19 protein-coding genes are annotated in these 24,116 nt (G+C 73.2%); 6 read left to right on the top strand and 13 right to left on the bottom strand.

Going from position 1 to position 24,116, the window contains the following annotated elements; translation table 11 throughout:
* Nucleotides 1-170: 170 nt before the first annotated feature.
* Together ACNFOC_RS07140 and ACNFOC_RS07135 are read right to left on the bottom strand one after the other, a co-directional pair.
* Nucleotides 171-1,166: a M56 family metallopeptidase gene (locus tag ACNFOC_RS07140; RefSeq protein WP_416957787.1), complete on the bottom strand. Its 996-nt coding sequence runs from the start codon at nt 1,164-1,166 to the stop codon at nt 171-173.
* Between the two features lie 4 nt (nt 1,167-1,170).
* Nucleotides 1,171-1,572, bottom strand: coding sequence for a BlaI/MecI/CopY family transcriptional regulator (locus tag ACNFOC_RS07135; RefSeq protein ID WP_416957785.1), 402 nt, complete (start codon nt 1,570-1,572; stop codon nt 1,171-1,173).
* A 219-nt stretch (nt 1,573-1,791) separates the two neighbouring features.
* Between ACNFOC_RS07135 and ACNFOC_RS07130 the strand changes: the two genes are divergently transcribed.
* The 3 genes from ACNFOC_RS07130 (at nt 1,792) to ACNFOC_RS07120 (ending at nt 5,750) form a co-directional block, all read left to right on the top strand.
* Nucleotides 1,792-3,285: a glycosyltransferase family protein gene (locus ACNFOC_RS07130; RefSeq protein ID WP_416957783.1), complete on the top strand. Its 1,494-nt coding sequence runs from the start codon at nt 1,792-1,794 to the stop codon at nt 3,283-3,285.
* Nucleotides 3,282-4,025: a polysaccharide deacetylase family protein gene (locus ACNFOC_RS07125; RefSeq protein WP_416957781.1), complete on the top strand. Its 744-nt coding sequence runs from the start codon at nt 3,282-3,284 to the stop codon at nt 4,023-4,025. Before ACNFOC_RS07130 ends, ACNFOC_RS07125 begins: the two co-directional genes overlap by 4 nt.
* Before the next feature lie 72 nt (nt 4,026-4,097).
* Nucleotides 4,098-5,750, top strand: coding sequence for a carboxylesterase/lipase family protein (locus ACNFOC_RS07120; RefSeq protein WP_416957779.1), 1,653 nt, complete (start codon nt 4,098-4,100; stop codon nt 5,748-5,750).
* Nucleotides 5,751-5,802: 52 nt separating this feature from the next.
* Here ACNFOC_RS07120 and ACNFOC_RS07115 read toward each other — a convergent pair whose 3' ends face one another.
* Nucleotides 5,803-6,855 (bottom strand): YncE family protein, encoded by a 1,053-nt coding sequence (locus ACNFOC_RS07115; protein ID WP_416957777.1) that lies wholly within the window; start codon nt 6,853-6,855, stop codon nt 5,803-5,805.
* Between the two features lie 77 nt (nt 6,856-6,932).
* Entirely contained in the window at nt 6,933-8,624 is a 1,692-nt protein-coding gene (locus ACNFOC_RS07110) for a hypothetical protein (protein WP_416957775.1), read from the bottom strand.
* Nucleotides 8,625-8,733: 109 nt separating this feature from the next.
* Here ACNFOC_RS07110 and fes (ACNFOC_RS07105) point away from each other — a divergent pair, with 109 nt between their 5' ends.
* Nucleotides 8,734-10,002, top strand: a complete 1,269-nt coding sequence (gene fes / locus ACNFOC_RS07105) for an enterochelin esterase (protein WP_416957773.1) — start codon at nt 8,734-8,736, stop codon at nt 10,000-10,002.
* On the opposite strand, the gene ACNFOC_RS07100 is transcribed toward fes (ACNFOC_RS07105), so the two are convergent.
* From ACNFOC_RS07100 to fes (ACNFOC_RS07060), 9 genes are all read right to left on the bottom strand, one after another.
* Nucleotides 9,929-10,711 carry a 4'-phosphopantetheinyl transferase family protein gene (locus ACNFOC_RS07100; protein ID WP_416957771.1) on the bottom strand — a complete coding sequence of 261 codons (783 nt, stop codon included), beginning with the start codon at nt 10,709-10,711 and terminating at the stop codon, nt 9,929-9,931. The genes fes (ACNFOC_RS07105) and ACNFOC_RS07100 overlap by 74 nt on opposite strands.
* On the bottom strand, nt 10,708-14,643 hold the full coding sequence (locus ACNFOC_RS07095) for a non-ribosomal peptide synthetase (RefSeq protein ID WP_416957769.1): 3,936 nt from the start codon (nt 14,641-14,643) through the stop codon (nt 10,708-10,710). Before ACNFOC_RS07095 ends, ACNFOC_RS07100 begins: the two co-directional genes overlap by 4 nt.
* Nucleotides 14,640-14,867: a phosphopantetheine-binding protein gene (locus tag ACNFOC_RS07090; protein ID WP_416957768.1), complete on the bottom strand. Its 228-nt coding sequence runs from the start codon at nt 14,865-14,867 to the stop codon at nt 14,640-14,642. The genes ACNFOC_RS07095 and ACNFOC_RS07090 overlap by 4 nt, the downstream gene beginning before the upstream one ends.
* Before the next feature lie 5 nt (nt 14,868-14,872).
* Nucleotides 14,873-15,505 carry an isochorismatase family protein gene (locus ACNFOC_RS07085; RefSeq protein WP_416957766.1) on the bottom strand — a complete coding sequence of 211 codons (633 nt, stop codon included), beginning with the start codon at nt 15,503-15,505 and terminating at the stop codon, nt 14,873-14,875.
* A gap of 16 nt (nt 15,506-15,521) precedes the next feature.
* Nucleotides 15,522-17,174 (bottom strand): (2,3-dihydroxybenzoyl)adenylate synthase, encoded by a 1,653-nt coding sequence (locus ACNFOC_RS07080; protein WP_416957763.1) that lies wholly within the window; start codon nt 17,172-17,174, stop codon nt 15,522-15,524.
* Nucleotides 17,171-18,367 carry an isochorismate synthase gene (locus tag ACNFOC_RS07075; protein ID WP_416957761.1) on the bottom strand — a complete coding sequence of 399 codons (1,197 nt, stop codon included), beginning with the start codon at nt 18,365-18,367 and terminating at the stop codon, nt 17,171-17,173. The genes ACNFOC_RS07080 and ACNFOC_RS07075 overlap by 4 nt, the downstream gene beginning before the upstream one ends.
* Before the next feature lie 54 nt (nt 18,368-18,421).
* Entirely contained in the window at nt 18,422-19,204 is a 783-nt protein-coding gene (locus tag ACNFOC_RS07070; protein ID WP_416957759.1) for a 2,3-dihydro-2,3-dihydroxybenzoate dehydrogenase, read from the bottom strand.
* Nucleotides 19,201-20,181 carry an ABC transporter substrate-binding protein gene (locus ACNFOC_RS07065; RefSeq protein ID WP_416957757.1) on the bottom strand — a complete coding sequence of 327 codons (981 nt, stop codon included), beginning with the start codon at nt 20,179-20,181 and terminating at the stop codon, nt 19,201-19,203. The genes ACNFOC_RS07070 and ACNFOC_RS07065 overlap by 4 nt, the downstream gene beginning before the upstream one ends.
* A gap of 73 nt (nt 20,182-20,254) precedes the next feature.
* Nucleotides 20,255-21,592, bottom strand: coding sequence for an enterochelin esterase (gene fes / locus ACNFOC_RS07060; RefSeq protein WP_416957755.1), 1,338 nt, complete (start codon nt 21,590-21,592; stop codon nt 20,255-20,257).
* 288 nt (nt 21,593-21,880) lie between these two features.
* Between fes (ACNFOC_RS07060) and ACNFOC_RS07055 the strand changes: the two genes are divergently transcribed.
* Together ACNFOC_RS07055 and ACNFOC_RS07050 are read left to right on the top strand one after the other, a co-directional pair.
* Nucleotides 21,881-22,939 (top strand): FecCD family ABC transporter permease, encoded by a 1,059-nt coding sequence (locus ACNFOC_RS07055; RefSeq protein WP_416957753.1) that lies wholly within the window; start codon nt 21,881-21,883, stop codon nt 22,937-22,939.
* Nucleotides 22,936-24,018: a FecCD family ABC transporter permease gene (locus ACNFOC_RS07050; protein WP_416957751.1), complete on the top strand. Its 1,083-nt coding sequence runs from the start codon at nt 22,936-22,938 to the stop codon at nt 24,016-24,018. Before ACNFOC_RS07055 ends, ACNFOC_RS07050 begins: the two co-directional genes overlap by 4 nt.
* Nucleotides 24,019-24,116: the final 98 nt, after the last annotated feature.

Raw genomic sequence — 24,116 nt, 5'->3', positions numbered from 1 at the left:
CGTGGGGCGGGACGTGTGGAGGCGGGGCCGTCGCGTGGTCTCGGCCCGCCGAGTACGCAGGGCCCTCGGTGGGGCTGGGGGCTGTCCGTTGTTCGTGTGCGCAGCAGGTTTCGTGGGATGCGGCTGTGCCCGGAGGGCCGCGGCTTCGGCGGCGGTAGTCGGCCGGCTGGTCAGCGGTGCTGGACGGGTCCGTCCGGTTGTTCGTGCTGGCAGCACAGCCCGTGCGGCGGAACGGACCGCGCCGACGTCGCGGCCGCCGCGCACGCCGCGTGCTGCGCGGTCTCGATCATCTGCTCGCTGTCGGTCGCGGCGTCGGCCAGGCTCGCGCAGCACACGACGAGCAGTGCGGCGCCCGCGACGAACGGCAGGGACCGGCGCGGGGGAGGAGGCGCGAGCAGCGCCCGCACCCGCTGCGGTACCGCCCCGCCGGTCGCGGCCAGCGCCGGGCGGGAACGGTTCGCGGAGGTGGCGAGCGCGGCCCGGCCCACCGCGCGGGCGACGACCGTACGATCACCGACGCGCGCCGCGGCCTCCTCGTCGGCCCAGCGCTCCAGGACGAAGCCGCCCGCGTGGGACAGCGGTCGTAGCAGTGGGTTCACGGCGGCGGAGAGCCGCCAGAGGGTCTGGAAGAGATGGTGCCGGCCGCGCAGATGTGCCCGCTCGTGCGCGAGCAGCGCCTCACGCTCACCGTTGCTCAGACAGCGCAGCATCCCGCGTGACACCACGATCCGCCCGGGTGCCCCCGGGAGTGCGAACGCCTCCGGCGACTCCATGTCCAGGACGGCCAACTCCGTGTCGCCGGGCAGCAGTCGGCACTCGCGGCGGGCCCAGCGCAGGTGTCGTAGCTGACGTGTGGCGGCCACGGCGAGTCCCGCGACGGACGCGAGGAGGGCGAGCGCGGCGGCTCCGGCGACCGTGAGGTACACCGGGTCGGAGGCACGCACGGCGGAGACCGACCACTGCCCCTCCTCGGCGACCTCGGGGATCTGCACCAGCCCGGCGAACGCCAGCAGCGCCAGTGAGCCCAGCCAGCCCAGCGACGCCACCAGCGCGGCGGCGGCCAGCGACCAGGCGGCGGGACGCGGGGCCAGCCGGCGGGCGGCGCGGGGCGCGAACACCGCGAGGACCATGGTGATCAGGAGGGGGACGTACACACTGATCAGCACCGGCTCACGGTCCCTCGTCGGTGCGGCCGGCGAGTAGTCGCTGGAGCAACTGCTCGTCCTCCTCGGACAGTTCGGAGACGAAGCGGGTGAGTACCGCCTCGCGGTCGGTGCCGTGCTCCAGGAGGGAACGCATTCGCTCGGCGGTGTGCGTCGCCTCGTCCCGGGCGGGAGCGTACGCGTACCCGCGGCCCGCGCGGTGCCGGACCAGCATGCCCTTGTCGTACAGGCGGGACAGGATCGTCAGCACGGTGGTGTAGGCGAGGTCGCCCGGCAACCGGTCCTTGACCTGGCGCGCTGTCATCGGCTCGTCGGCTCCGTAGAGGGTGGCGAGAACGCCGCTCTCCAGCTCACCGCGCGCCCGCCTGCCGGCCGTCGTGCCGGGTTCGTCGCTCTTCCGGTCGTCCACCGTTCACCCCACCGCCTTTCACCGCTCGGTGGCCCAGCCTACCCGCCGACCTACTACGGCCTGTAGGAAGTGCGCGGAGGGCTCGAAGGGGTTCAGGTGCATGAGGCAAGGGGGGCGGTCGGAGGCTTTGCTAACAGGAACTACTACATGTCGTACGAGCTTACCTACTACATGTTGTAGAGTTTCGCCGCTCCACTCCACCCGCGGAGGAAAAAGCCCATGCCCCACCTCGGAAGTACGGTGCGTCTGCGTGCCCTCGCGGCCGCCACCCGGCGCCCCCGGCAGGCGACCGAGCCCCGCCGTCCGTCACCGGCCGAGCGAGTCGTGATCGTCTCGGCGAGCGTCGGGGCCGGCCACGACGGCGCCGCCGGCGAACTGGAGCGGCGGCTGGTGGCGGCCGGTCTCGCGGTCGACCGGTTCGACCTGCTGGACGTGCTGCCCGCCCGGCTCGGCCGACTCGTCCGGGACGGCTACCACCGCATGCTCGTCCGGGCGCCGTGGGCCTACCAGCGGATCTACAGCAGCACCGAACGTGCCGGCGGCGGCGGCCCCGTCGCGAGGGTGCTGCTGCGTTCCGCCGAGGAGCGGCTGCTGCGCGCCCTGCCCGCCGACACGGGTGCCGTCGTGTCGACCTACCCGGGCGCGAGCCGGGTGCTGGGCAGTCTTCGGCTCGACGGCCGACTGACCGTACCCGTCCTGACCTACCTCACCGACTTCTCGGTCCACCCGCTGTGGGTGGCCGACGGCGTCGACGTCCACCTCGCGCTCCACGCGGTGCCCGCCGCCCAGGCCCGGGCCGCCGGCGCACGCGACGTCCGGGTGTGCGGCCCGGTGGCCGACCCGCGGTTCCGTCCCGTGGACGCCACGGAGCGCGGGGCGGCCCGCGCCCGCTTCGGCCTGCCCGCGAACACTCCGCTGGCGCTGCTGGTCGCCGGCTCCTGGGGTGTGGGCCCGGTCCGGCAGGCGGCGCTGGAACTGCGCGACTGCGGCGCGGCCCTGCCGGTCGTGGTCTGCGGCCGCAACGAGGCGCTGGCCGAGCAGCTCCGCGCGGACGGCATCGAGCACGTCCACGGCTGGGTCGACGACATGCCGGGCCTGATGCACGCCTCCGACGTCCTGCTCCAGAACGCGGGCGGTCTGACTTCGCTGGAAGCCTTCGCCGCGGGCCTGCCCGTCGCCAGCTACGGCTGCATACCCGGCCACGGACTGACCAACGCGGCTGCCCTGGACGAGGCGGGCGTCGCCGCGTGGATCCGCGAACCGGACCAACTCAAGGAACTGCTCGGGGAGTTGATCGACGGGCCGCGTGGGCTGGTGCAGCGGGAGGCGGGGCTCGCGCTGTTCGCGGGCGGAGCTTCGGGGAGGGAGCGGGGGATCGGCGCCGGGACACACCGGGGCCTCGCCACGGGAACGGACCGGGGCCCCTCCGCCGAGATCGCCCGGGTCTGCCGCGCCGGCCTCGGACCCGCCACCCCGCGCACCATCCGTCGAGCGGTCCGGCCGACCGCACTACGACTCGCGATCACCGCCGCGCTGGCCTGCGCGGTCTGGGCGGGCGCGGTCGGCACCGCGGTCGCCACCACCGACGGCGGCCCGAGTCTGATGCACGCCATAGGGCAAGGCCTCGACATCGACGACCTCGGTCATGCGCGCCACACGGGTCATGTGTGCCACGCAGGTCACGCGGACCACGCGAAGGACCGCCACTCATGACCGCCGCCCGCCTCCTCCGCGCAACCGCCCGCGTCGCGCTCCCCGCACTCCCTCTCCTCGCCGCCGCGTACGCAGCCCCCGTCCTCTCCACCTACGGCCCGCTCCGCAACCGCGTCATGCCCCGCCTCGCAGGCCGCGGTCGGCCGGACCACGTGGCGCTCACCTTCGACGACGGGCCGGACCCGCTGTCCACCCCGCTGTTCCTGCGCCTGCTCGACGAGCGCGGGGTCCACGCCACCTTCTTCCTCCTCGGCGGCCAAGCGGTACGCGCCCCCGACCTGGTCCGCGAGATCGCGGCCGCCGGACACGAGATCGCCGTCCACGGCTGGCTCCACCGCCCGCTGCTGCTGCGCGGCCCCCGGGCCACCCACGACGACCTGGCCCGCGCCCGCGACACGGTCGGCGACCTCACCGGGCGCACGCCACGGCTCTTCCGGCCGCCCTACGGCGTGATGTCGACCGCCGCCCACCTCGCGGCCCGCCGCCTGGACCTCACGCCGGTGCTGTGGACGGCCTGGGGCGAGGACTGGAGGGCACGCGCCACACCGGAGTCGGTCCACCGGACGGTCACCGAGGACCTGCGCGGCGGCGGCACCGTCCTGCTGCACGACTCCGACTGCACCTCGGCGCCCGGCTCCTGGCGCGCCACCCTCGGCGCCGTACCCCGGATCCTCGACACCTGCGCGATGCGCGGGCTGTCCGTGGGGCCGCTGCGGGACCATGCTGTGGATCAGCTCTGAAGTTGACAATTTTGTTGGCGTTCCTGGTCCGTGGAATTTACGTTCGCAAGTACCTATTCCAGGGAGCCCCCCATGCTTTCGAACGCCATGAACCGCCGTACCTTTCTCAACGGGTCGCTGACCGTCGCCGCGACGGCCGCACTCGTCGGCGCAGGGACGAGTGCCGACGCGGCGGACCGCGAGACCTCCGGAACCCCGCTCACCGGCCCGCTCCGGATCGACGCCGGCCGGGTGTCCGGAGTGTCCTCCCTCGTCTCCGGCGTCACCGTGTTCAAGGGACTGCCGTACGCGGCGAGCACGGCGGGCGACAACCGCTGGCGCCCGCCGCAGCGGGCGACGTCCTGGACGGGCGTGCGCGTCGCGGACACCTTCGGGGACATCTGCCCGCAGCAGACGATGGGTTCGGCCTCGGTCACCATGAGCGAGGACTGCCTCAATCTCAACGTCTGGACCGGAGCCGCGAGTTCACGGGAGAAGCGCCCGGTCCTGGTCTGGATCTACGGCGGCCGGTTCACCGGCGGCTACGCCTCCGACCCCGGCTTCGACGGCGCGGGCCTCGCGGCCAAGGGGCTGGTGGTGGTGACCCTCAACTACCGCACCGGCGCGTTCGGTTTCCTCTCCACCCCAGAACTCAGCGCCGAGTCCGGCCACCAGGCGTCCGGCAACTACGGTCTGCTCGACCAGATTTCGGCCCTGCGCTGGGTGCGCCGCAACATCACCGCGTTCGGCGGCGACCCGAACCGCGTGACGATCGCCGGCCAGTCGGCGGGCGGCGCCTCGGTGATGCACCTCATCTACTCCCCGCTCGCCAAGGGCCTGTTCCAGGGCGCGATCTCCGAGAGCGCCGGTGCCCGCGCCACCGGAGACCCCGAGATCGCCGCGCTGGCAGCGTCGTACCGCACCCTGGAAACGGCCGAGAGCCAGGGCACCGCGTACGCCGAAGCGCTCGGCGCGACCTCGCTGACCGCTCTCCGGGCGCTGGACAGCGCCAAGTTGATGGCGGGTCAGAACGCGAACGACACGACGGTGAGCGGGCCGGTGAACGGCAATCCGCCGGAGTTCCGCCCGGTCCTCGACGGCTGGGTCAAGCCGTGGACGTACGAACAGGCGCTGGCGGGCGGGCACTTGAACGACGTGCCCGTGCTGGCCGGCGGCAACAAGGACGAGAACGGCGCCTCCCCGACCCCGACCGTGAAGCTCGCGGACTACGAGAGCGTCGCGGAGAAGGAGTACGGCACTCTCGCCGACGAGTTCCTGAAGCTGTACCCCGCCACCACCGACACCGAGGCGGGCCAGGCCCGCAACGCCTCCGCCCGCGAGGGCTCGCGCGTCTCCGCGAACCTGTGGGCGGCCGAGTGGGCGAAGACGGCCAAGAGCCCGGTGTTCACCTACTACTGGGAGCACGTCCCGCCGACGGCGACCGGCGCCAACTCCCGTGGCGCCTACCACGGTTCGGAGATCAACTACGTCTTCGACAACCTCTACGCCACGAACCTGCCCTGGACCGACGCGGACCGCACGGTCGCCGACACCCTCTCCGACTACGTGGTGAACTTCGTGACCCACGGCGACCCCAACGGCCACGGCCTCACGCGCTGGCCCGCGGCGAACCACCGCTTCGCGACCACGATGGAACTCGGCGACCGGTTCGGCTCGCTCGCCCTCGCGGACGCCGCCAAGGTGGACTTCTTCGAGCGGTTCTTCGCGAGCCAGCAGCCCTGGTGACCCACGCGTGCCCCGGCGACGCCCCGAAGGGCTGCCGCCGGGGCACGTCGGCTCAGCGGCCGATACGGATACGGGTCACCTGGTCCTCGCCGGCCGGCCCGGACCCCGACTTGTCGACGACGTACGCGGTGCCGTCGGCCACCTCGACGTGGTTCGGGGCGGTTCCGGTGGCCACGGTCTCCACGACCGCTCCCGCACCAGGGTCGACCAACGACACGGTGGCCGCCGTACGGTTGACGACCAGAACCCGTCCCGAACGTGCGTCGGCGGCCACGGACAGGGCGCCTGCGCCGGTGGGCACGGACTTGGTGACGATCCCCTTTCTCAGGTCGACCACGGAGACGTCCCCACCGGTCTGGTCAGCCGTGTAGGCGGTACGGCCGTCCGCGGACAGCACGATCGAGATCGGGCCGTCACCGGCCGGGACGAAGCGCGGGGTCGTGGACTTCCGGGACACCTCGATGATCCGGTCGCCGGCGAGGTCGGTGGTGTACACCGTGCCGGTCCGCTCGTTCACGGTCAGGCCCGTCGGCGTCGAACCCGCCACGGTGATCCGCTCCTTCTCCTTGAAGGTGGCGCTGTCGAAGGCGACCAGGGTGCCGTCGCCGAAGCCGCTCGCCCACACCGTGTCGTGCCGCTCGTCCACGACGATCTCGCGGGCGTGCGCCACCCCGGGCAGTGTGGCGAGGTGCTCGCCCGTGCGCTGGCTGTACACGGCGACGGAGTTGGCGCGGGTGTTGGTCGTCCACACGGTGTTGTGCTCGTCGTCCACGGCGACCCCGTAGACCGCCTCGACGGCCCCGGTGGCCGCGTCGGTGACCGGCGGCGTGTACGAGGCCTCCACCGTCAGCGTCCGCGGGTCGACCTTCAGCAGGTGGGAGTCGGTGACCGGCGGCCGGCCCACGGCGGACGTGGCCCAGAGCACGTGGTTCCGCTCGGAGTACGCGGACTGGTACAGCCCCTTGACGAGCGGTGCCGATACGACGGTGGAGGCGGTCGTCGACCCGCTCGCGGCGGCGGTGCCGGTCAGGGCCGGGGAGCCGCATGCCGCGAGGGCCACGGCGATCGCGGCGGCAGAGCGGATGCGGGGGGTGAATGCGGTCATGTCGAGTACATCTCCTTGATGGGTGTGCCGCTCGGGAACGCGGCGGTTGTCTGTCCGGTTTCCTATGTGATGTGTCGTCAGTTTCCTTCCGGTGGTGTTGAGTTGCGTCGGCGCAGGACGAACACCGTCGTGCCCGCCGCTCCGGCGGCTCCACCGGCGGCCGCTGCCGCCGCCGACCAGGCGATGGTCGGGATGGAGACGGAGCTGTCCAGGGCGGCTGCCGCGGCCGTGACCGTGCCGGTCGTCGGCTGCGAGGTCGCGGCGGCGCCCGCCCCGGTCACGGCGAAGTCGACCTTCAACGTGGTGGGCGGGTCGGGTGCGAGGAACCGCAGCCAGTGCGCCCCGACGGATGTGTCGGCCGGGACCGTCACGTCGCCCTCGTAGGAGCCGTTTTTGTCGGCCGTCCACTGGCCGAGGATGCCGTCGTCGTCGAGCTTGACGGTGACGGTCCGGCCGGCCGGGAACTTCGTCACCTTGAAGTGGAGCGTGCCGCCGGGCTGCACCTGGCTGGCGGTGATCTCGGCCTTCGCGCCGAGGGAGTTGGTGGCGCTGGCGGGTGCACCCGACGCGGCCGGCACCGGTGTCGCGGACGCGCTCGCCGAGCTCGATCCGGAGGTGGTGGTCGATCCGGAGGTCACGGTGAAGCCGGCCTTGAGACTGGTCGCCGGGTTCGGGGCGAGGAAGCGCAGCCAGTGTGCGCCCTTCGCGGTGTCCGCCGGGACGGTGACGGTGCCGGAGAACGAACCGTCGGAGCCGATGCCGTCGGGCCACTGCCCGAGGATCTCGCCGTCGTCGAGCTTCACCGTCAGCTGCTCGCCCGCCGGGAAGCCGGTCACCCGGAAGGAGACCCTGCCGCCGGCGGTGACACTGGAGCCCGCGGTGATCGTGGCGGACGTTCCGGTACCGCTGCCGGAGTCGCCGTCGGAGCCGGTGCCGCTCCCGGACGATCCCGAACTGCCGCTCGCCCCCGAGCCGTTGCCCGCGTCCGAGCCGCCGCCGGACGAGGTGACGGTGACGTCGGCCTTGAGGCTGGTCGCCGGATTCGGCGCGAGGAAGCGGAGCCAGTGTGCGCCCGCCGAGGTGGAGGCGGGCACGGTCACCGTCCCCGAGAACGTGCCGTCGGCGTCCACCGCGCCCGCCCACTGCCCGACGATTGCGCTGTCGTCCAGCTTGACCGTGACCGTCTGACCCTCGGTGAACCCGGTGAGGCTGAAGGAGACCTTGCCGCCCGCAGCCACCGTGGCGCCGCCGGTCAGTTTCACCTTGGGGTCGGCCGCAGGAACCGTCGCGGTGGCGGTCGCCGTGGGAGTGGCTGTGGGTGTGGCCGTAGGAGTCGGAGACGCCGTCCCGCCCGTCACCGTCAGGTTCGCGCTGCGGACGCTCGTCTGCGGTGCCAGGAACCGCAGCCAGTGCTCGCCGCCCGCGACCGCGTCCGCGGGGATCGTCACCGTCCCGGAGACGCTGCCGTCGTCGCCGATCGTGAACTGCTTGAGCAACGTGGTGTCGTCGAACTTGACGCTCAGGGTCGCGGCGGCGGGGAAGCCGGAGACCGCGAACGACACCTCGCCGCCCGGCTCGGCCGAGGTGGTGCCGAGCGTCACCGCGGGAGCCGCCGTGTCGGCCGCGAGCGCCACGGTGTCGGTGGCGTCCGTGCCTCCGGAGCCCGTGCCGAGAAGAGGGACGGCAAGTGCGCCGAGGCTCAGGGTCGCCCCGGCGGTGAACGCGACCACGCGGCCGATCAGAGGGGAAGAGGGTCTGTGAGAGGACATGCCGGCTGCTCCTGGCAGGTTGGGTACAGGGGGTGAAACGGATGCGCGGCGAACTGAAGTTAGGCTTGCCTAATCGAAAGAACCGCCTCGTCGGACGGAGTCCGCCCGTATGCCCGCGTCCGCGCCCGTGTCCTCGCCGCCCGAGGGCGCCCCGCACCACCCGCCTCGACTGGCCCGGCCGGACGCGGTGCCCCGGCTCACGACACCGGCGGTCGCACTGCCCGCGCCGGACGGCGTGGCGGAGTTCTGGGCGGACGTACGCAGGCGCGGCACACCGCTCGTGTCGCCCGACCCGCTGGGCAGTGCCGACCACCTGGCCGTGACGTTCCTGTGGCGGGGCGGCCCGGCCACCCGCGCCGTCCAGGTCCTGCCCAACAAGCTCGGCGACCCGCGCACCCCCGAGGGCAACCTGATGGAACGCCTGCCCGGCACGGACGTCTGGCACTGGACGCTCCGCCTGCGCCACGACTGGCGCGGCACCTACGACCTCTACGTCGACGAGGGCGACGGCCCCGACCCGGGCACGCCCGAGTACTGGCCCCGGCTGCGCACCCGCAGCCGCACCGACCCCTTCAACTCCCGTACGCTGCCCCGCCGTTGGGGTGGTGACCCGGTCCCGTACGCCGAACTCCCGGCCGCACCGCGTGCGATGGACTGGGAGCCGAGGCACGGCGTGGGCCACGGCACCGTCACCGAACACAAGGTGGCGAGCACCCGGCTCGGCGGCCGGCGGCGCGTCTGGCTCTACGAACCACCCGTCCCCGTACGGGAGTCGGCGGACCTCCCGGTGCTCGTCCTCCTGGACGGGGAGCACTGGCAGCCCCGGCTCGGCCTCGCGCACCTGCTGGACAATCTCATCGCGGACGGCCGTGTCCCGCCGCTCGCCGCCGTGCTGCCGGAGTCCGTGGACGCGGACACCCGGTGGGCGGAGCTGACCTGCCGTCCCGAGTTCGTCGGGTTCCTGGCGGACGAGTTGCTGCCGTGGGCGGCCGGACGCGTGCCCGTCACGGACGATCCGGCGCGCACCGTGGTCGCCGGGCAGAGCCTCGGTGGTCTCACCGCCGCCTACGCGGGAGTCGCGGCCCCGCACCGATTCGGCAACGTCCTCGCCCAGTCGGGCTCGTTCTGGTGGCCCGTCGGCCCGGACGCGGAGTGGCTCACCCGGCACCTCGCCGGCACACCGCGGCTCCCCGTACGCTTCCGGCTCTCCTTCGGCGAGCAGGAATGGGTGGCCCTGCCCGCGGCCCGCAGGCTGCGCGAGACACTGCTCTCCGTCGGCTATCACGACGCCTCCTACCGGGAGTTCAACGGCGGCCACGACTACCTCTGCTGGCGGACCGAACTGGCCGACGGGCTGGCGGAGTTGCTGGGCCGCTGAGCGGCCCGTCGCCCAGCAGCGCACAGGCCGCGGTCCACCCCGCCGGGACATCGACATCGGCCACCCGTCCTCGCGGCGGCTCGGCCGGGCGGCGACCGGTCCCCAGATACACGCCCCGCAGAGCGGCGCCGGAGAGGCCCTCGCCGGTGGCCTTCAGATACGCCTCCTTGCGGGTCCAGCAGCGGGCGAAGGCGACGGGCCGGCACTCCGGCGAGGTCCGCGCCAACTCGGCGCGTTCCACCGGGTGCAGGGACCGCGCCGCGTCCCGGACCAACTCCGGCGCGGGCACCCGCTCGACGTCCACGCCCAGCGGCCGGGCGGCCAGCCCCAGCAGGGCCAGACCGCCCGAGTGGGACAGCGAGAAGTGCACGGTCCCGCCCGACGGCCCCGCCACGGCCGGGCGCCCGTGCGGGCCGCCGCATCCCGGACACGACAGCCGCGTCAACGGCACCGTGGCGGCCGGCAGCCCCAGGTACGCGCCGAGCACCTCACGCAGCGCGGCGTGCGCGGCGACGTACAGCGCACGCTCGGCCGGCCGTCGCAACGCCGCCGCACAGCGCCGCTCCCCGTCGTCCAGCACCGACATGTCGAGCGGGGCGCCCGCCGCCGGGGGCCGTACGACCCACAGCCGCGGGCCCCGCGCCAGGTCCTCCGGCCGCGGCCGTAATCCGGCGTGCGACCAGCGCAGTACCGCGAGCGGCATGGTCATCCCCGTGTCGCCTCCACCCGTCGGCCGCACGCGTCGTACGGTGCGTCGAGCTCCTTGAGACGGGTGGCCAACACCGCGGCGATGTCGTCGAGATGGTGGTCCCTCATCAACTGCGGGTGTGTGCAGTCGAGGTCGTGGTTGACGATCGCGCCACTCACGTGCGGGCGCCACGCCTCGCGGGTCAGCCAGTCCTCGGCCCGTGGCGCGGCGGCCGTGAAGAACAGCAACTCGCCGTCGAACACCCGGTGTCGGTGTTCGCGCATCATGCGGGCGTGGTTGGGCACGATGTCGACGATCTGCGTCAGCGTGTGGTCGGTGAGTCCCGCGAGAGGGCTGCCCGCCCGGCGCAGCGTGGCCAGCACGTCGTCGCGATCACGTTCGCCGGTGCGGTCGAAGCCCGCCATGCGCAGGACGGCGGTGAGCGCGTCGCCCTCCTCGGGCGCGGGCCGGTCGCGCCACTGCTCGGCGGGGAACGCGTCGAGCAGCGCGAGGAGTTCGACCTCCTGACCGGCTTCCTGGAGCAGCACGGCCACCGCGTGCGCGAGGACCCCGCCGACCGACCAGCCCAACAGCCGGTACGGTCCCTGTGGTTGGACCTCGCGGATACGCTCGGCGTAGTCGGCGGCCTCCTCCTGAAGCGTGCCCGGCAGCGGCTCGTCACGGACCAGACCGCGCGCCTGGATGCCGTACACCGGCTGCCCCGCGCCCAGCCGGGCGGACAGCCCCGCATAGCACCAGGCGATACCGCCCGCCGGATGGACGGCGAACAGCGGCGGCCGGTCTCCCCCGGAGCGCAGCGGCAGGACGACGTCCAGGGCGTCCTCGGCCGCAGGTGCCGCGATGTCGAGGCGGGCGGCGAGCGCGGCGGGCGTCGGCGCCTCGAAGAGGGAGCCGATCGTCAACTCGGTGCCCAACTCCTCGCGGACCCGCGCCACCAGCCGCACCGCGAGCAGTGAGGTGCCGCCCAGATCGAAGAACGCGTCGTCGGGACCGACCTGTTCGACACCTAGCACCTGCGTGAACAGCCGGGTGAGGGTCTCCTCGCGCGGACTCGCCGGGCGCCGCGCGCTCCCGTCGCCGGCGAAGACCGGGTCGGGCAGCTCGCGGCGGTCCAGCTTGCCGTTGGGGCTCAGCGGGAACGCGTCGAGGGCGACGACCGCGGCCGGGACCATGTGCTCCGGCAGCACGCGCGCCAGCGCCGCCCGTACGGCCGTCGGGTCCGCTCCGCCGGTCACGTACCCGACGAGCCGGTCCTCCCGGACCAGCGCGCAGGCGCCGTCCACGCCGTCCTGGGCCGTCAACGCGGCCTCGATCTCGCCGAGTTCGATGCGCTGCCCGCGCAGTTTCACCTGATGGTCGGTGCGGCCGAGGTACTCGACCTCGCCCTGCTCGGTCCAGCGCGCCAGGTCACCCGTGCGGTACATACGGCTGCCCGGCGGGCCGAACGGATCGGTGACGAAGCGGGACGCCGTCAGCTCCGCGCGGTTGAGGTAGCCGTCGGCCAACTGCCGCCCTGCCAGGTACAGTTCGCCCGGCACTCCCGGCGGGCAGGGCCGCAGCGCCGCGTCCAGCACGTACAGGCGGGTGTTCCACACCGGCCGCCCGATCGGTACCGGGCCCGAGTCCTCCGGGACGCAGGCGTGGTAGGTGACGTCGACGGCGGCCTCGGTCGGGCCGTACAGGTTGTGCAGCCGGACGCCCGGCAGTGCGCGGGCGAAGGCGTGCGCGGTCTCGCGGGGCAGGGCCTCGCCGCTACAGAACACCCGGCGCAGCACACCGCACCCCGCCGCGTCCGGCTCGGCCAGGAAGACCTGGAGCATCGACGGCACGAAGTGGCAGGTGGTGACGGCCTGTTCACGGATCAGCCGGGCGAGGTAGCCGGGGTCCTTGTGACCGCCGGGCTCGGCGACCACCAGCGTCGCGCCCTGCCGCAGCGGCCAGAAGAACTCCCACACCGACACGTCGAACGATGACGGGGTCTTCTGCAGCACCCGGTCCCCGGGACCGAGCCCGTACGCGTGCTGCATCCAGCGCAGCCGGTTGTCGATGGCGGCGTGCGGCACGACGACGCCCTTGGGGCGGCCGGTGGAACCGGAGGTGTAGATGACGTACGCGGGATGCGCCGGGGTGAGCGCCCGCGCCGGGTTCACCCACGGATACGCGGACATGTCGAGCCCGTCCAGGACGACGAGCGGTGTCCCCGTGTCGTCCGGCAGGCGCCCCGCCCGGTCGGTGACGGCACACACCGGCGCCGCGTCCCCGAGCATGTAGGAGAGCCGCTCCCGCGGATAGTCCGGATCCAGCGGCAGATAGGCCGCCCCCGCCTTGAGCACGGCGAGCAGCGCCACGATCAGCTCCACCGACCGCGGCACCGACACCGCCACCACCGCCCCCGGCCGCGCGCCGAGGGACTGGAGATGCCGGGCCAGCCGGTTGGCGCGGGAGTTCAGCTCCCCGTAGGTCAGCGACACGGCACCGAACACCAGCGCCGTCGCGTCCGGGGTGCGGGCGGCGCGGGCCTCGATCGGTCCGATGAGCGTGGTCGGCGGCAGCGTGCGGTCCGTACGGTTGAACTCGTCGAGTACCAGGGCGCGTTCGGGCGGTGTGACGATGGAGTGCGCGGCGAGCGGCAACTGCGGGTCGGCGGCGGTGAGCCGGTCGACCAGGTGCAGGAACCGAGCCTGGTGGGCGGCGAGTTCGCGCTCGTCGTACAGGGCCGGGTTGCCGTCGTGGTCGATGCGCAGCCCGCGGCCGTCGGCGCGGTCGTAGATGTTGACGGTCAGGTCGTCGACCGGGCCCGCGGACAGGTTCCGGGCCCGCGCGGGCGCGCCGGCGAAGTCGACGCCGTAGTCGAAGGGCATGACGTTGACGAGCGGGCCGACCAGGCCCCGGTTCTCGCCCAGCAGGCCGAGGTCGCGGCGGATGTCCTCGTAGCGGTAGCGCTGGTGGCGGCGGACCTCGCGGATGCCGAGGACGACCTGCCGCACCAGTGCGGCGAAGGTCGCGTCGGGGGAGACTGCCAGCCGCAGCGGCAGCACGTTCATGACCATGCCGGGCACGCGCAGGGCCGCCGAGCCCATGCGGCCCATCATCGGCAGCCCGAGCACGACGTCCGGGCGGCCCGTCGCGCGGGAGGTGTAGAGCGCCTGGGCGGCGATCAGGAGGTCGGGCCAGGTGGCGCGGAGCCGGGCGGCGAGTTCGCGCAGGTCCTGGGTGGTCTCCGGCGACAGGTGTGCCGTACGGCGGGCGAAGGTGCGGGAGGGCAGCGCCCCGCGGCCCGCGAGCCGGGGCGCCTCGGGGCGGTCGGCGAACGCCTGGGCCCAGTGGGCGCGGTCGGCCGCGAAGGTGTCCGAGGCGCGGTAGGCGGCGTCGTCGGCGACGAGGCCTTCGAGGGTGCCGAAAGCCCGTGGACCGGGCTCACGGCCGTGGGCGAGCGCCGTGTACACCTCGGCGGTGCGGCGGACGAGCAGTGAGTAGCCGTAGCCGTCCATCACGAGGTGGTGGATGCGCTGGTACCACAGCCAGCGTTCCTCGCCCACCCGGAACAGGGCGTGCCGGAACAGCGGTCCCGACGCCAGGTCGAACGGCACGGCGAGATCGGCGCGCATCCACGCCTCGGCCCGGTCCTCGGAGTCGTCCGTGCCGCGCAGGTCGTGCAGCGTCAGCGGCAACTCGACAGTGGCGCACAGGTGTTGGCGCGGTCCGTCCGGAGTGTCCTCGACCCGTACGCGCAGCGCGTCGGCCTCGGCGGCCACCTGCCGCAGGGCCGCCGCGAAGACGTCCGGGTCCAGCGGGCCGTCGATCTCCAGGCACTCCGCGGTGTTCTGCGCGGGGCTGAGCGGATCGAGGGCCTGGGCGTACCACATGCCCGACTGGGCGGCCGTCAGCGGGAGTTCGGTCCCGGTGACGGCGGCGCTGAGCGCGGTGGTCATGCCACCCCCAGCAGCGGTGCCCAGGCTTCGATGGCCGGCCGTTCGGCGAGGTCCGCGAAGTCCGCCTCGACGTGGTGCAGTCGGCGCCAGCGTTCGAGGAGCGCCATGACACGGACGGAGTCGAGGCCGTAGTCGACGAGGTTCTCGTCGAAGGGGATGTCCGCCGGGTCCTCGCCGAGACACTCGGCGACATCGCTGCGGATCTGCTCCAGGGTGAGCGCCATGCGGCTCAGATCTCCTTCACAAGCGCGTCGGTGGTGGTCACGACCGCGCAGCGGCCGGCAGCCCAGCGCAGGGCCATGTCGTGGTCCTCGCGGGAGAAGTCGGCGACCGCGTCGGCGACCACGAACGCCTGGATGTCCCGCGTCCACGCGTCGCAGGCGCTGATCAGCACCCCGATGTGCGCGTACACGCCGACGACCACCAGCTGGTCGCGGCCCGCCTCGCGCAGCAGCGCCTCCAGGTCGGTGCGCGCGAACGCGCTGTACTTCCACTTCGTGAGAACCGTGTCCCCGGCCTCGGGAGCCACGCTCTCGGGTACGGCGAGGGCCTCGGGGTCGTCCTGGACGCCCGGTCCCCAGAAGTCGAGTTGGAGACCGCGCTCCGCGGGTGTCTGGCCGCCGCGCTGCGCGGAGTAGATGACCGGCGCGCCGAGGCGGCGGAACTCCTTCAGCAGGCGGGCCGTGTTGGCGAGCATCCCGGTCAGGGGCTGCTCGCCGGCCGGGAACGCGGACAGGAAGTGGTGCTGAAGATCGTGGACGAGCAGCACGGCGCGCGCCGGATCAACGGTCCAGGAGACCCGGTTCGCGGGCAACTCGTCCCCGGACGGGAGCGGATAGGCGGCGATGGCTGGAAGTGCCATGGGAGGTGGGGACCTTTCAGTGCTGCTCGGCGGCGGACCGCAGCTGCTTCTTGCTGACCTTGCCGATGCCGGTCTGCGGGAGGGCGTCGACGAACTCGACGAGATCGGGGACCTTGTAGGCGGCGACGCCGCGTTCGCGCACGAACCGTTTGACGGCGACCGGCTTCAGGGGCCCGGCGCCCTCGCGCAGGACGACGTAGGCGAGGGAACGCTCTCCGAGGTAGTCGTCGGCCACGGCGACGACGGACACGTCGTGCACGGCCGGGTGGGCGAGAATGATGTTCTCGATCTCCTCCGGCGCGACTTTCTCGCCGCCCCGGTTGATCTGGTCCTTGGCCCGTCCCTCGACGACGAGATGACCGGTCGCGGTGCGGCGCACGATGTCGCCGGTGCGGTAGAAGCCGTCCTCGGTGAAGGCGGTGGCGTTGTGCGCGGGGGCCCGCCAGTAGCCGCGGATCGTGTAGGGGCCGCGGGTGAGCAACTGCCCGAACTCGCCCTCGGGGACGTCGAGTCCGGCGTCGTCGACGATGCGGATCTCGTCGTCCTCGGAGATCGGCCGGCCCTGCGTGGTGACCACGGTCTCGTGGTCGTCGTCCAGACGCGTGTAGTTGACGAGGCCCTCGGCCATGCCGAAGACCTGCATGAGCCGGCAGCCCAGGGCGGGCTCCAGTCTCCGCGCGGCCTCGACGCTGTACTTGGCGCCGCCGACGAGCACCAACTCCAGGCTGGACAGATCCTGTTCGGCCTGCGGCCCGGCCTCCGTCCACACCAGCGCGAGCGGCGGAACCAGCCCTGTCATGGTGATCCGCTCCCGCTCGACCAGCGGGAACGCGGTCGCCGGGTCGGGCCGCGGGCACAGCACGGCCGTGCCTCCGGCGTGGAGCACGCCCAGCCAACCCGGGGAACTCATCGGGAAGTTGTGCGCGGCCGGCAGCGCGACGAGGAAACGGGTGTCCGCGTCCACCCCGCAGATCTCGTTGGAGCCCCGCAGGGAGTAGATGTAGTCGTCGTGGGTGCGCGGAATCAGTTTCGGGACGCCGGTCGTACCTCCGGACAGCTGGAGGAACGCCACTTCGTGCGGCTCGGGCTCCTCCCGCCTTGCGACCGGTTCGCACGGCACGTCGGACAGCGCGGTGTGTTCCCCCGGGTCACCGACGACGAAGACGTGCCGCAGGCTCGGGGTCCGCTCCTTCACCCGCGAGGCGAGCACCCGGTGGTCGAATCCCGCGTGCAGGTCCGGGACGACGTAGGCGACCGCCCCGGTGAAGGAACAGAAGTGGCTGATCTCGGTCTCCCGGTGCGCGGGCAGCGCGTACACGGGCAGTGCGCCGATCCGGAACAGCGCGAAGACCACCTCGACGAACTCGCCCACGTTGGGCAGTTGGAGGACGACCCGGTCGCCCCTGCCGATGCCGCGTGCCGTGAACCCGGCGGCCAGCCGGTCGGCGCGCTCGTCCAGTTCCCGGTACGTCCAGGTGCGGCGTACGGGCGCCGGATCGACGAGGGCGATCCGGTCGGGACGTTCGGCCGCGCGCTCGCGCAGGAACCCGCCGAAGGTCTCCCCGCGCCAGTGCCCTGCCGCGCGGTAGCGCGCGGCGAACTCGGCGGGCCAGGTGGGCGAGTCGACACCGGGGGCGAGCGGGTCGGCAGGGGCGAGGTCGGCGGTCACAGCGCGGCCCCCACGGCGTGCAGGAACGTACGGAACTTGGCGGCGGTCTCCGCCGTCTCCGCCTCCGGCGACGAGGCGGCCACCACACCGGCACCCGCGAACAGCCGCAGCGAACGCCCCTCGGCCTCCGCGCAGCGGATTGTCACGACCCACTCGCCGTCGCCGTCCGCGTTCTGCCAGCCGACCATGCCGGTGTACGGCCCCCGGTCGCAGGGCTCGGACTCGGCGATGACCGCGCGGGCCACCTCGGTCGGGGTTCCGCACACGGCCGGTGTGGGATGCAGCGCGGACGCCAGCTCCAGCGCGCACACACCCGGGTCGGCGAGTTCGCCGGTGACCGTCGTCGACAGGTGCCACATGGCCGCGGTGCGCAGCAGCGTGGGCCGCTCGGGCACGTCGAGACGGGTGCAGAAGGGGGCGAGTGCCTCGCGTACGGCGGCCACGACGACGGCGTGCTCGTGCAGGTCCTTCGGGGACTCCAGGAGCGCGACCGCCCGGCGCACGTCCTCGGCGAGGTCGGCGCTGCGGGGCGTGGACCCGGCCAGCGGGTTCGCGGTCAGCCGTCCGCCCGTGCGGGCGACGAGGAGTTCGGGGCTGGCGCCGACGAGCGTACGGCTCGGACCGCTCGGCACGGCGAAGGTGTAGCCGCCCGGGTCGCGGCGGGCCAGCCGGCGCAGCATGGCCGGCAGATCCGGCTCCTGCGGGGAGGTCAGCTCCAGGGTGCGGGCGAGGACGACCTTGTCGAACTCACCGGCCCGCATGCGGGCGACCGCGGCGGCGACCGCCGCGCCGTAGTGCTCCGGCGCCGGGACCTCCCGTACCTCCCAGGCGGGCCGGTCCTCGGGGAGGGGGACGGGCAGGGCGATGAGCGGGTCCTCGCGCAGTGGCGGCGCCCATCGCACGCTCCGCGGGATCGCGAGGCTGGGCGGGGCGTCCGCGGCGAAGGGCAGCGAGCCCATGACGACCGGTGCCGGGTCGCCCGCACGTCGTCGCGCGTCCAGGGCGTCACGTACGCGCTGCGTCAACGGGCTTGTGCCGTGGGGTATTTCGGCGGTCGTGCCGCGGCCCAGCAGGGTGTGGTGGGGCGAGGCGAGGAGTCGGTCGGTGGCGGGGCGGTAGGCGTCCAGCAGGGCGGTCGCCGCGCCGGGGGAGGCCGTGGTGGGAGCGGTGGGTTCGCTCAGCGAGGTGGACATGGTGTCTCCAGTGGGGGGACGGCACGAGCCGTGGTCGGCAGGGACGGGGCCGGTTCAGGCGCGCAGGGTGGCGCCGCCGTCGACATACAGGTCGTGCAGGGTGATGTGCCGGGCGCGGTCGGAGACCAGGAAGACGACCGCGTCCGCGATGTCGGCGGGGTCGGCGATCCGGCCCAGCGGGATGCCCGTGCGGTGGGTCGCGAGGTCTCCCTCGACGACGCGCCGTTCGGCGTCCGCCGCGTCACCGGACGTCCACAGGGCGCGCTGCATGTCGGTGTGGGTGGAGCCGGGGGAGACCGTGTTGCAGCGCACGCCCCGGGCGGCCACCTCCAGTCCGAGGCACTTGGTGAACATGACGGCGGCGGCCTTCGAGGCGGCGTAGGCGGCCATGCCGGTGCGGGGGATGCCGGCCGCGTTCGAGGCGACGGTGACGATGCTGCCGCGGCCGCGTTCGGCCATCCGGCGGGCGGCGGCGCGCGAGACGTGGAACACGCCGTCGGTGTTGACGGAGAACGTGGCCGCCCAGTCCTCGTCGGTGAGGTCGACGACGGCCGAACTCCGCAGGATTCCGGCGACGTTGACGGCGATGTCGAGCGGGCCGAGGGTGCGTTCGGTCTCGTCGACGAGCGCCTCCACGGCGGCCGGGTCGGTGACGTCGAGCGGGCGGCCGGTGACCTTCTCGCCGTACTTCTCGGACAGTTCTCGTACGGCTTCGGTGACCAGGTCGGTGGCGACGACCCGGGCGCCGTTCCCGACGAGCGCGGCGACGACGGCCTCGCCGATGCCCCGGCCCGCGCCGGTCACCAGGGCGAGGCGGCCGGCCAGTTCGGCGCTCACGAGGTGAGCGCCTTCGTCAGGTCGTCCAGGACGATGGCGGCCGCGAGCGGTCCGCCCGCGCTGTTCCACGCGGAGCCCTGGACGACGACCACGTGCCCTTCCTTCTCGGCCTTGAGCTTGCCGAAGTTGGGCACCTTCTTCGCTGCCGCGTAGGCCTTCTCGCCGTCGGCCTCGTCGCCGAGGGTGCCGAAGAACAGCCAGTCCCCGTCGATGGTGGAGAGCTTCTCCAGACTGACCGGTTCGCTGTGCCCGGCGCTCGCGCCCTGCTGGTCGGCCGGCCGGTCGAGGCCCAGCGCGGAGAGGGTGGATCCCACATGGCCCACGCCCTTGCCGACCACGGACGGCGCGCCGTTCTGCCAGCGGACGACACTGACGACCGCGCCGGTGTTCTCGCCGAGCTTCTTCTTCGTGGCGGCGACGTCGGCGTCGAAGCCGGCGAGTGTCTTCGCGCCCTGCGCCTTCTGGTTCAGGGCGTCGGCCGTGGCGGTGAAGGCCTTCTTCCAGTCCTCGTTGAGCTTGGCGGTGACCACGGTCGGGGCGATGGCCTGGAGCTTGGTGACCTGGCTCTTGGCCGCGGTCGTCTCGTCGAGCAGGATCAGGTCGGGCTGGAGCGCGGCCAGCTTCTCCAGATCGGCCTCGGCGACCGTGGCCACGACCTGGGCCTCGGACGCCTTGCCGGCGAGATAGGTGGACACCCCGGTCTGACCGCGCCCGGCGGTGGCACCGACCGGCTCGACACCGAGGGCCAGCGCGGCGTCGAGCGTGGGCTCGCTCAGCGCGACGACCTTCTTGGGCGTGCTGGGCACCCGCACCGTGCGCCCCGTCGCGTCGGTGATCCGGCGGGTGCCGGACGACGCGCCCGACTCTTTGCCGCCGCTGTCCTTCCCGTCGCCGCAGCCGCTCAGGAGCAGTGCTCCCGTGACGACGGTGGCGGCGGCGGTGAGGACCGCCCTGCGGGAGGCACGAGTGGAGGACATGCGCTGAAGCTCCTTGAACGAAGGGGGAGTTGATGGGTGCGTGGACGGGGCGCGGGGTGGGGCCCCTGCGTGGTCAGTGGGGTTCGGCGCCGAGCAGCCGCACCAGTCCGTCGGCCAGGGCGCCGTGCCAACAGGCGTAGTCGTGACCGCCGTTGAACTCGGCACGGGTCACCGTGTGGCCCGCCGAGCGCAGCGCGTCGTACAGGGCGCGCGTCTGGTCGACCATCGCGCCCTCGTGCAGCCCGACGTCGATATGGACCGTCAGGGGCCGAGCACCCGACTCGGCGCAGCGGCGGACGAGCCAGGGCACCCCCTCGACCGGCGGTCTGGGCACCTCGTGCGGCAGCCCGGGCCGCCACCACAGGGACGGCGACTGGGCGAGGACCTTGCCGAACCGCTCGGGCATCAGCCGGGCGGCGTGCAGTGCGGTCACGGCGCCCAGACTCTGCCCCGCCACGAGGGTCCGCCGGGGATCGGTGGCGAGTGGCCAGCGACCGGCGGCCCAGGGCAGCAGTTCGCCGGCGAGGAACTCCACGAACTCGTCGTGCCCGCCGAGTTCACGCCATCGGGCGTGCCGGTCCACGGCATCCGGGGAGAGCACGGCGAGCGGCGGCAGCGTCCCGTCGGCGATCAACGCGTCGAGCGTGTCGCCGAACCCGAGCCGGCCGAACCACATGTCGCCGTCGCACAGCACGACCACGGGCAGCGGTGACGCGCCGCCCCGGTCGTACCCGGGCGGCAGATAGATCCAGGTGTCCCGTTCGCCGCCGAGCGCCTCGGTGGCCACCGGGTGCCGCTCCACCCGGCCGGCCGGAACCCGGCCCCGCCGCTGTGCCCAGGGCTGCGCGGGGGCGTGGGGCAGGGCGTAGACCGAGCTGGCGACCGGGAGCCAACGCGTGGGCATGGAGCGCGGGTTGAGCGGGTCCGGCGCGGCATGGGCGAGCAGCGAACGCAGCCGCGGCTGAAGACGGGCGGGGTCCGTGGGCGGCTGCTTCGGCGAGATGTCGGCGGCCATCCGGTAGGAACCGCGGTGATCGGCGCGCAGCCGCAGGCCCAGATGCCAGACATCGGTGCCGGGCACGTGCTCCAGCAGGGATCCGGCGAGGTCGTCGCGGTCGACGAGACGGTTGGCGAACAGCAGTACCTGCCGGGTGGTGCGGTGGCCGCGCCACAGGAAGGTGACGGCCCGGTGGTCGGGATCGCCCGCCAACTCCTCGACGAGCGGGGTGCCCAGGCGTTCCACGTCGTTCCAGAACGCGCCGGTGAGGACGGCGCGTCGGGTGTCGTCGGCCGTCACCAGACGGTCCACGAGGCGGGCGACGCGTGGGCCGGTGATACGGACCGGACGAACGCCGGAACGGGTCTCCGGCGGCATGTCCTCGGTGGCGCGCGGCGTGGTCGTGGCGGTCATCGAAGGTCTCCGTGAGGGCGGGCATTCGGCGGCGGAGGAGGGCAAAAGGTCACACTCCACCGGCAGTTGGGCACAGTGGTGGTCGATGTCAACGAAATCGTCAACAACCAAAGTAAGGTTAGCCTAAGCTAAGCACATGTCCACCCGATCGTGTCCTGTTCCGAGCGGAGAACGGCGGCTTTCCGTCGTGTCCCGGCGCTCACCCGGCGCCTGGTCCGCCCACGCCGAAGAGCCCGTTTCCGCTGGCCAACACCCCTTGTGTGCCGGGTCGTTGACCGAGAGGGCGGGATGAACAGGAACACCGCGGTGCTGCCGACACCGTCCGACGCGGCGAACGGCGGTGCCGGGCACCGCACCAGGACGTCCCTGCGGTCGGCGGGCCTGCTGCTCGGCCTCGCGCTGCTGGCGGCGGCGATCACCCTGTCACTGGCCGTGGGCACGAAACAGATATCCCTCGACCAGGTGTGGTCAGGCCTGTTCGCACCCTCGGGCACCGAGAACGACGCGATCGTGCGGGACCTCCGGCTGCCGCGCACCCTCATCGGGATCGCCGTCGGCGCGGCGCTCGGCCTCGCGGGCGGCGTTATGCAGACCCTGACTCGCAACCCGCTCGCCGACCCCGGACTCCTCGGCGTGAACGCGGGCGCCTCCGCCGCCGTCGTCACCGCCATCAGCGTCCTCGGCATCACCTCGTTCGGCGGATACCTGTGGTTCGCACTCGCCGGAGCCGCGCTCGCCGCCACCGCCGTGAACGCCCTCGGCGGCGGCCGCCTCGCCACCCCCGTCCGCCTCGCCCTCGCCGGAACGGCCGTCAACGCGGCCCTGTTCGGCTACGTCAACGGGCTCCAACTGTGGGACCTGAGCACCCTCGACGCCATGCGGTACTGGTCCGTCGGCACCCTCGCGGGACGCGATTCCCACCTGCTGCTCGATGTGCTGCCGCTGCTCGTGGCCGGCGCCCTGCTCGCCTTCGCGCTGGCCCGCCCGCTCGGCGCGCTCGCGCTGGGGGAGGACCACGCCCGGGCCCTGGGCACCCGGGTCGGCCGGACCCGGCTGCTGTCCATCGTCTCCGTCACGCTGCTGTGCGGCGTCGCGACCGCCCTGTGCGGGCCGATCGGCTTCGTCGGCCTGATGATCCCGCACGCGGCCCGCGCGTTCTGCGGCCCCGACCCGCGCTGGCTGCTGCCGTACTGCGCGCTGTACGCACCGGTGCTGCTGCTCGTCTCCGACGTGATCGGACGCGTCGTGGTACCGCCGTCCGAGATCGAGGTGGGCATCGTCACTGCCTTCCTCGGCGGGCTGCTCTTCATCCACCTGGTGCGGCAACGGAAGGTGGCCCAGCTGTGATCCCGACCGACGACACGCGGCCCCGCCTGCGGGCCGTCCAGGTCGACCCGCGCCGCGGCCTGTTGCGCGCCGGCCGCTGGTCGCTGCGGTACGACACCCGGGCGCTGCTGGTCTGCGTCGGCCTCTGTGCACTGGCGGTGTGCGCGACGGTGCTCGCGATCGGCACCGGCACCTACGGACTGACACCGCTGGAGGTGGTCCGCACCCTGGCCGGAAACGGCCCGCCCGGCGCGGAGTTCGTCGTGGTCGGCCTACGGTTGCCGCGCGCCCTGACGGCCGTACTCGTGGGCTTCGCGATGGGCATGGCCGGCGCGGTGTTCCAGTCGCTGACCCGCAATCCCCTCGGCAGCCCCGACATCACCGGGTTCGGCAACGGCGCCTCGGCGGGCGCGCTGGCCGCGATCATCCTCTTCGACGCGGGCGCACCCCAGACCGCGCTCGGCGCGGTGTGCGGCGGCTTCGCCACGGCCGTCGCGGTCTACCTGCTGGCCTTGAAGCGGGGTTTGCACGGCTACCGGCTGATCCTCGTCGGCATCGGCGCCTCCGCGGTGCTCGGCTCGGCGACCAGCTTCCTGTACGTACGCGCCGACATCGGCAAGGCGGCACAGGCCGCGAGCTGGATGATCGGCTCCCTCAACTCCCGCGGCTGGAGCGACGTCCGGAGCATAACGATCGGCCTGGTCGTCCTTGTCCCAGTCGTCGTCGGGTACGGGCGGCGGCTCACCCTGCTGGAACTGGGAGACGACACGGCCGGCGCGCTCGGCGTACCGCCCGAACGCAGCCGTCTCGTCCTGCTGTGCGCCGGCACCGGCCTGACCGCGATGGCTGTTGCCGCGGCCGGCCCGATCCCGTTCGTGGCGATGGCCGCGCCGCAGCTGGCGCGCCGCGTGACCCGCGCGGCCGGACCGAACGTCCTGCCGGCCGCCTGGACCGGCGCGCTGCTCGTCTCCGCCGCCGACCTGGCCACCCAGCGCGTCACCGGCTCCGCGCTGTTGCCGGTCGGTGCGGTGACGGGTGTGGGCGGGGGGCTGTATCTGGCCTGGCTGCTCCTGAGTGAGCGGCGCGCTGCCCGGCTGTGAACGCCGGGCCGCGGAGCGGGAGAAGTAGTCTCCCGGCAGTAGGCGCGGTAAACGTACGCAGTAAATTACTTGAGTTACGCAACAATATGGTAAAGTGG

The sequence above is a fragment of the Streptomyces colwelliae genome (assembly GCF_048158785.1).
Classification (GTDB): Bacteria; Actinomycetota; Actinomycetes; order Streptomycetales; family Streptomycetaceae; genus Streptomyces.
Note: the sequence above shows the minus strand (reverse complement) of the source record. Positions and strands in the feature narration are given on the sequence as shown.

What these genes read in the sequence shown, in the direction of transcription:
- ACNFOC_RS07085 (WP_416957766.1), bottom strand. Translation starts at nt 15,505, where the DNA reads ATGGCACTTCCAGCCATCGCCGCCTATCCGCTCCCGTCCGGGGACGAG.
- fes (WP_416957773.1), top strand. Translation starts at nt 8,734, where the DNA reads ATGCCCGCGTCCGCGCCCGTGTCCTCGCCGCCCGAGGGCGCCCCGCAC.
- ACNFOC_RS07075 (WP_416957761.1), bottom strand. Translation starts at nt 18,367, where the DNA reads ATGTCCACCTCGCTGAGCGAACCCACCGCTCCCACCACGGCCTCCCCC.
- ACNFOC_RS07090 (WP_416957768.1), bottom strand. Translation starts at nt 14,867, where the DNA reads ATGGCGCTCACCCTGGAGCAGATCCGCAGCGATGTCGCCGAGTGTCTC.
- ACNFOC_RS07125 (WP_416957781.1), top strand. Translation starts at nt 3,282, where the DNA reads ATGACCGCCGCCCGCCTCCTCCGCGCAACCGCCCGCGTCGCGCTCCCC.
- ACNFOC_RS07100 (WP_416957771.1), bottom strand. Translation starts at nt 10,711, where the DNA reads ATGACCATGCCGCTCGCGGTACTGCGCTGGTCGCACGCCGGATTACGG.
- ACNFOC_RS07130 (WP_416957783.1), top strand. Translation starts at nt 1,792, where the DNA reads ATGCCCCACCTCGGAAGTACGGTGCGTCTGCGTGCCCTCGCGGCCGCC.
- ACNFOC_RS07110 (WP_416957775.1), bottom strand. Translation starts at nt 8,624, where the DNA reads ATGTCCTCTCACAGACCCTCTTCCCCTCTGATCGGCCGCGTGGTCGCG.
- fes (WP_416957755.1), bottom strand. Translation starts at nt 21,592, where the DNA reads ATGACCGCCACGACCACGCCGCGCGCCACCGAGGACATGCCGCCGGAG.
- ACNFOC_RS07120 (WP_416957779.1), top strand. Translation starts at nt 4,098, where the DNA reads ATGCTTTCGAACGCCATGAACCGCCGTACCTTTCTCAACGGGTCGCTG.
- ACNFOC_RS07065 (WP_416957757.1), bottom strand. Translation starts at nt 20,181, where the DNA reads ATGTCCTCCACTCGTGCCTCCCGCAGGGCGGTCCTCACCGCCGCCGCC.
- ACNFOC_RS07055 (WP_416957753.1), top strand. Translation starts at nt 21,881, where the DNA reads ATGAACAGGAACACCGCGGTGCTGCCGACACCGTCCGACGCGGCGAAC.
- ACNFOC_RS07115 (WP_416957777.1), bottom strand. Translation starts at nt 6,855, where the DNA reads ATGACCGCATTCACCCCCCGCATCCGCTCTGCCGCCGCGATCGCCGTG.
- ACNFOC_RS07095 (WP_416957769.1), bottom strand. Translation starts at nt 14,643, where the DNA reads ATGACCACCGCGCTCAGCGCCGCCGTCACCGGGACCGAACTCCCGCTG.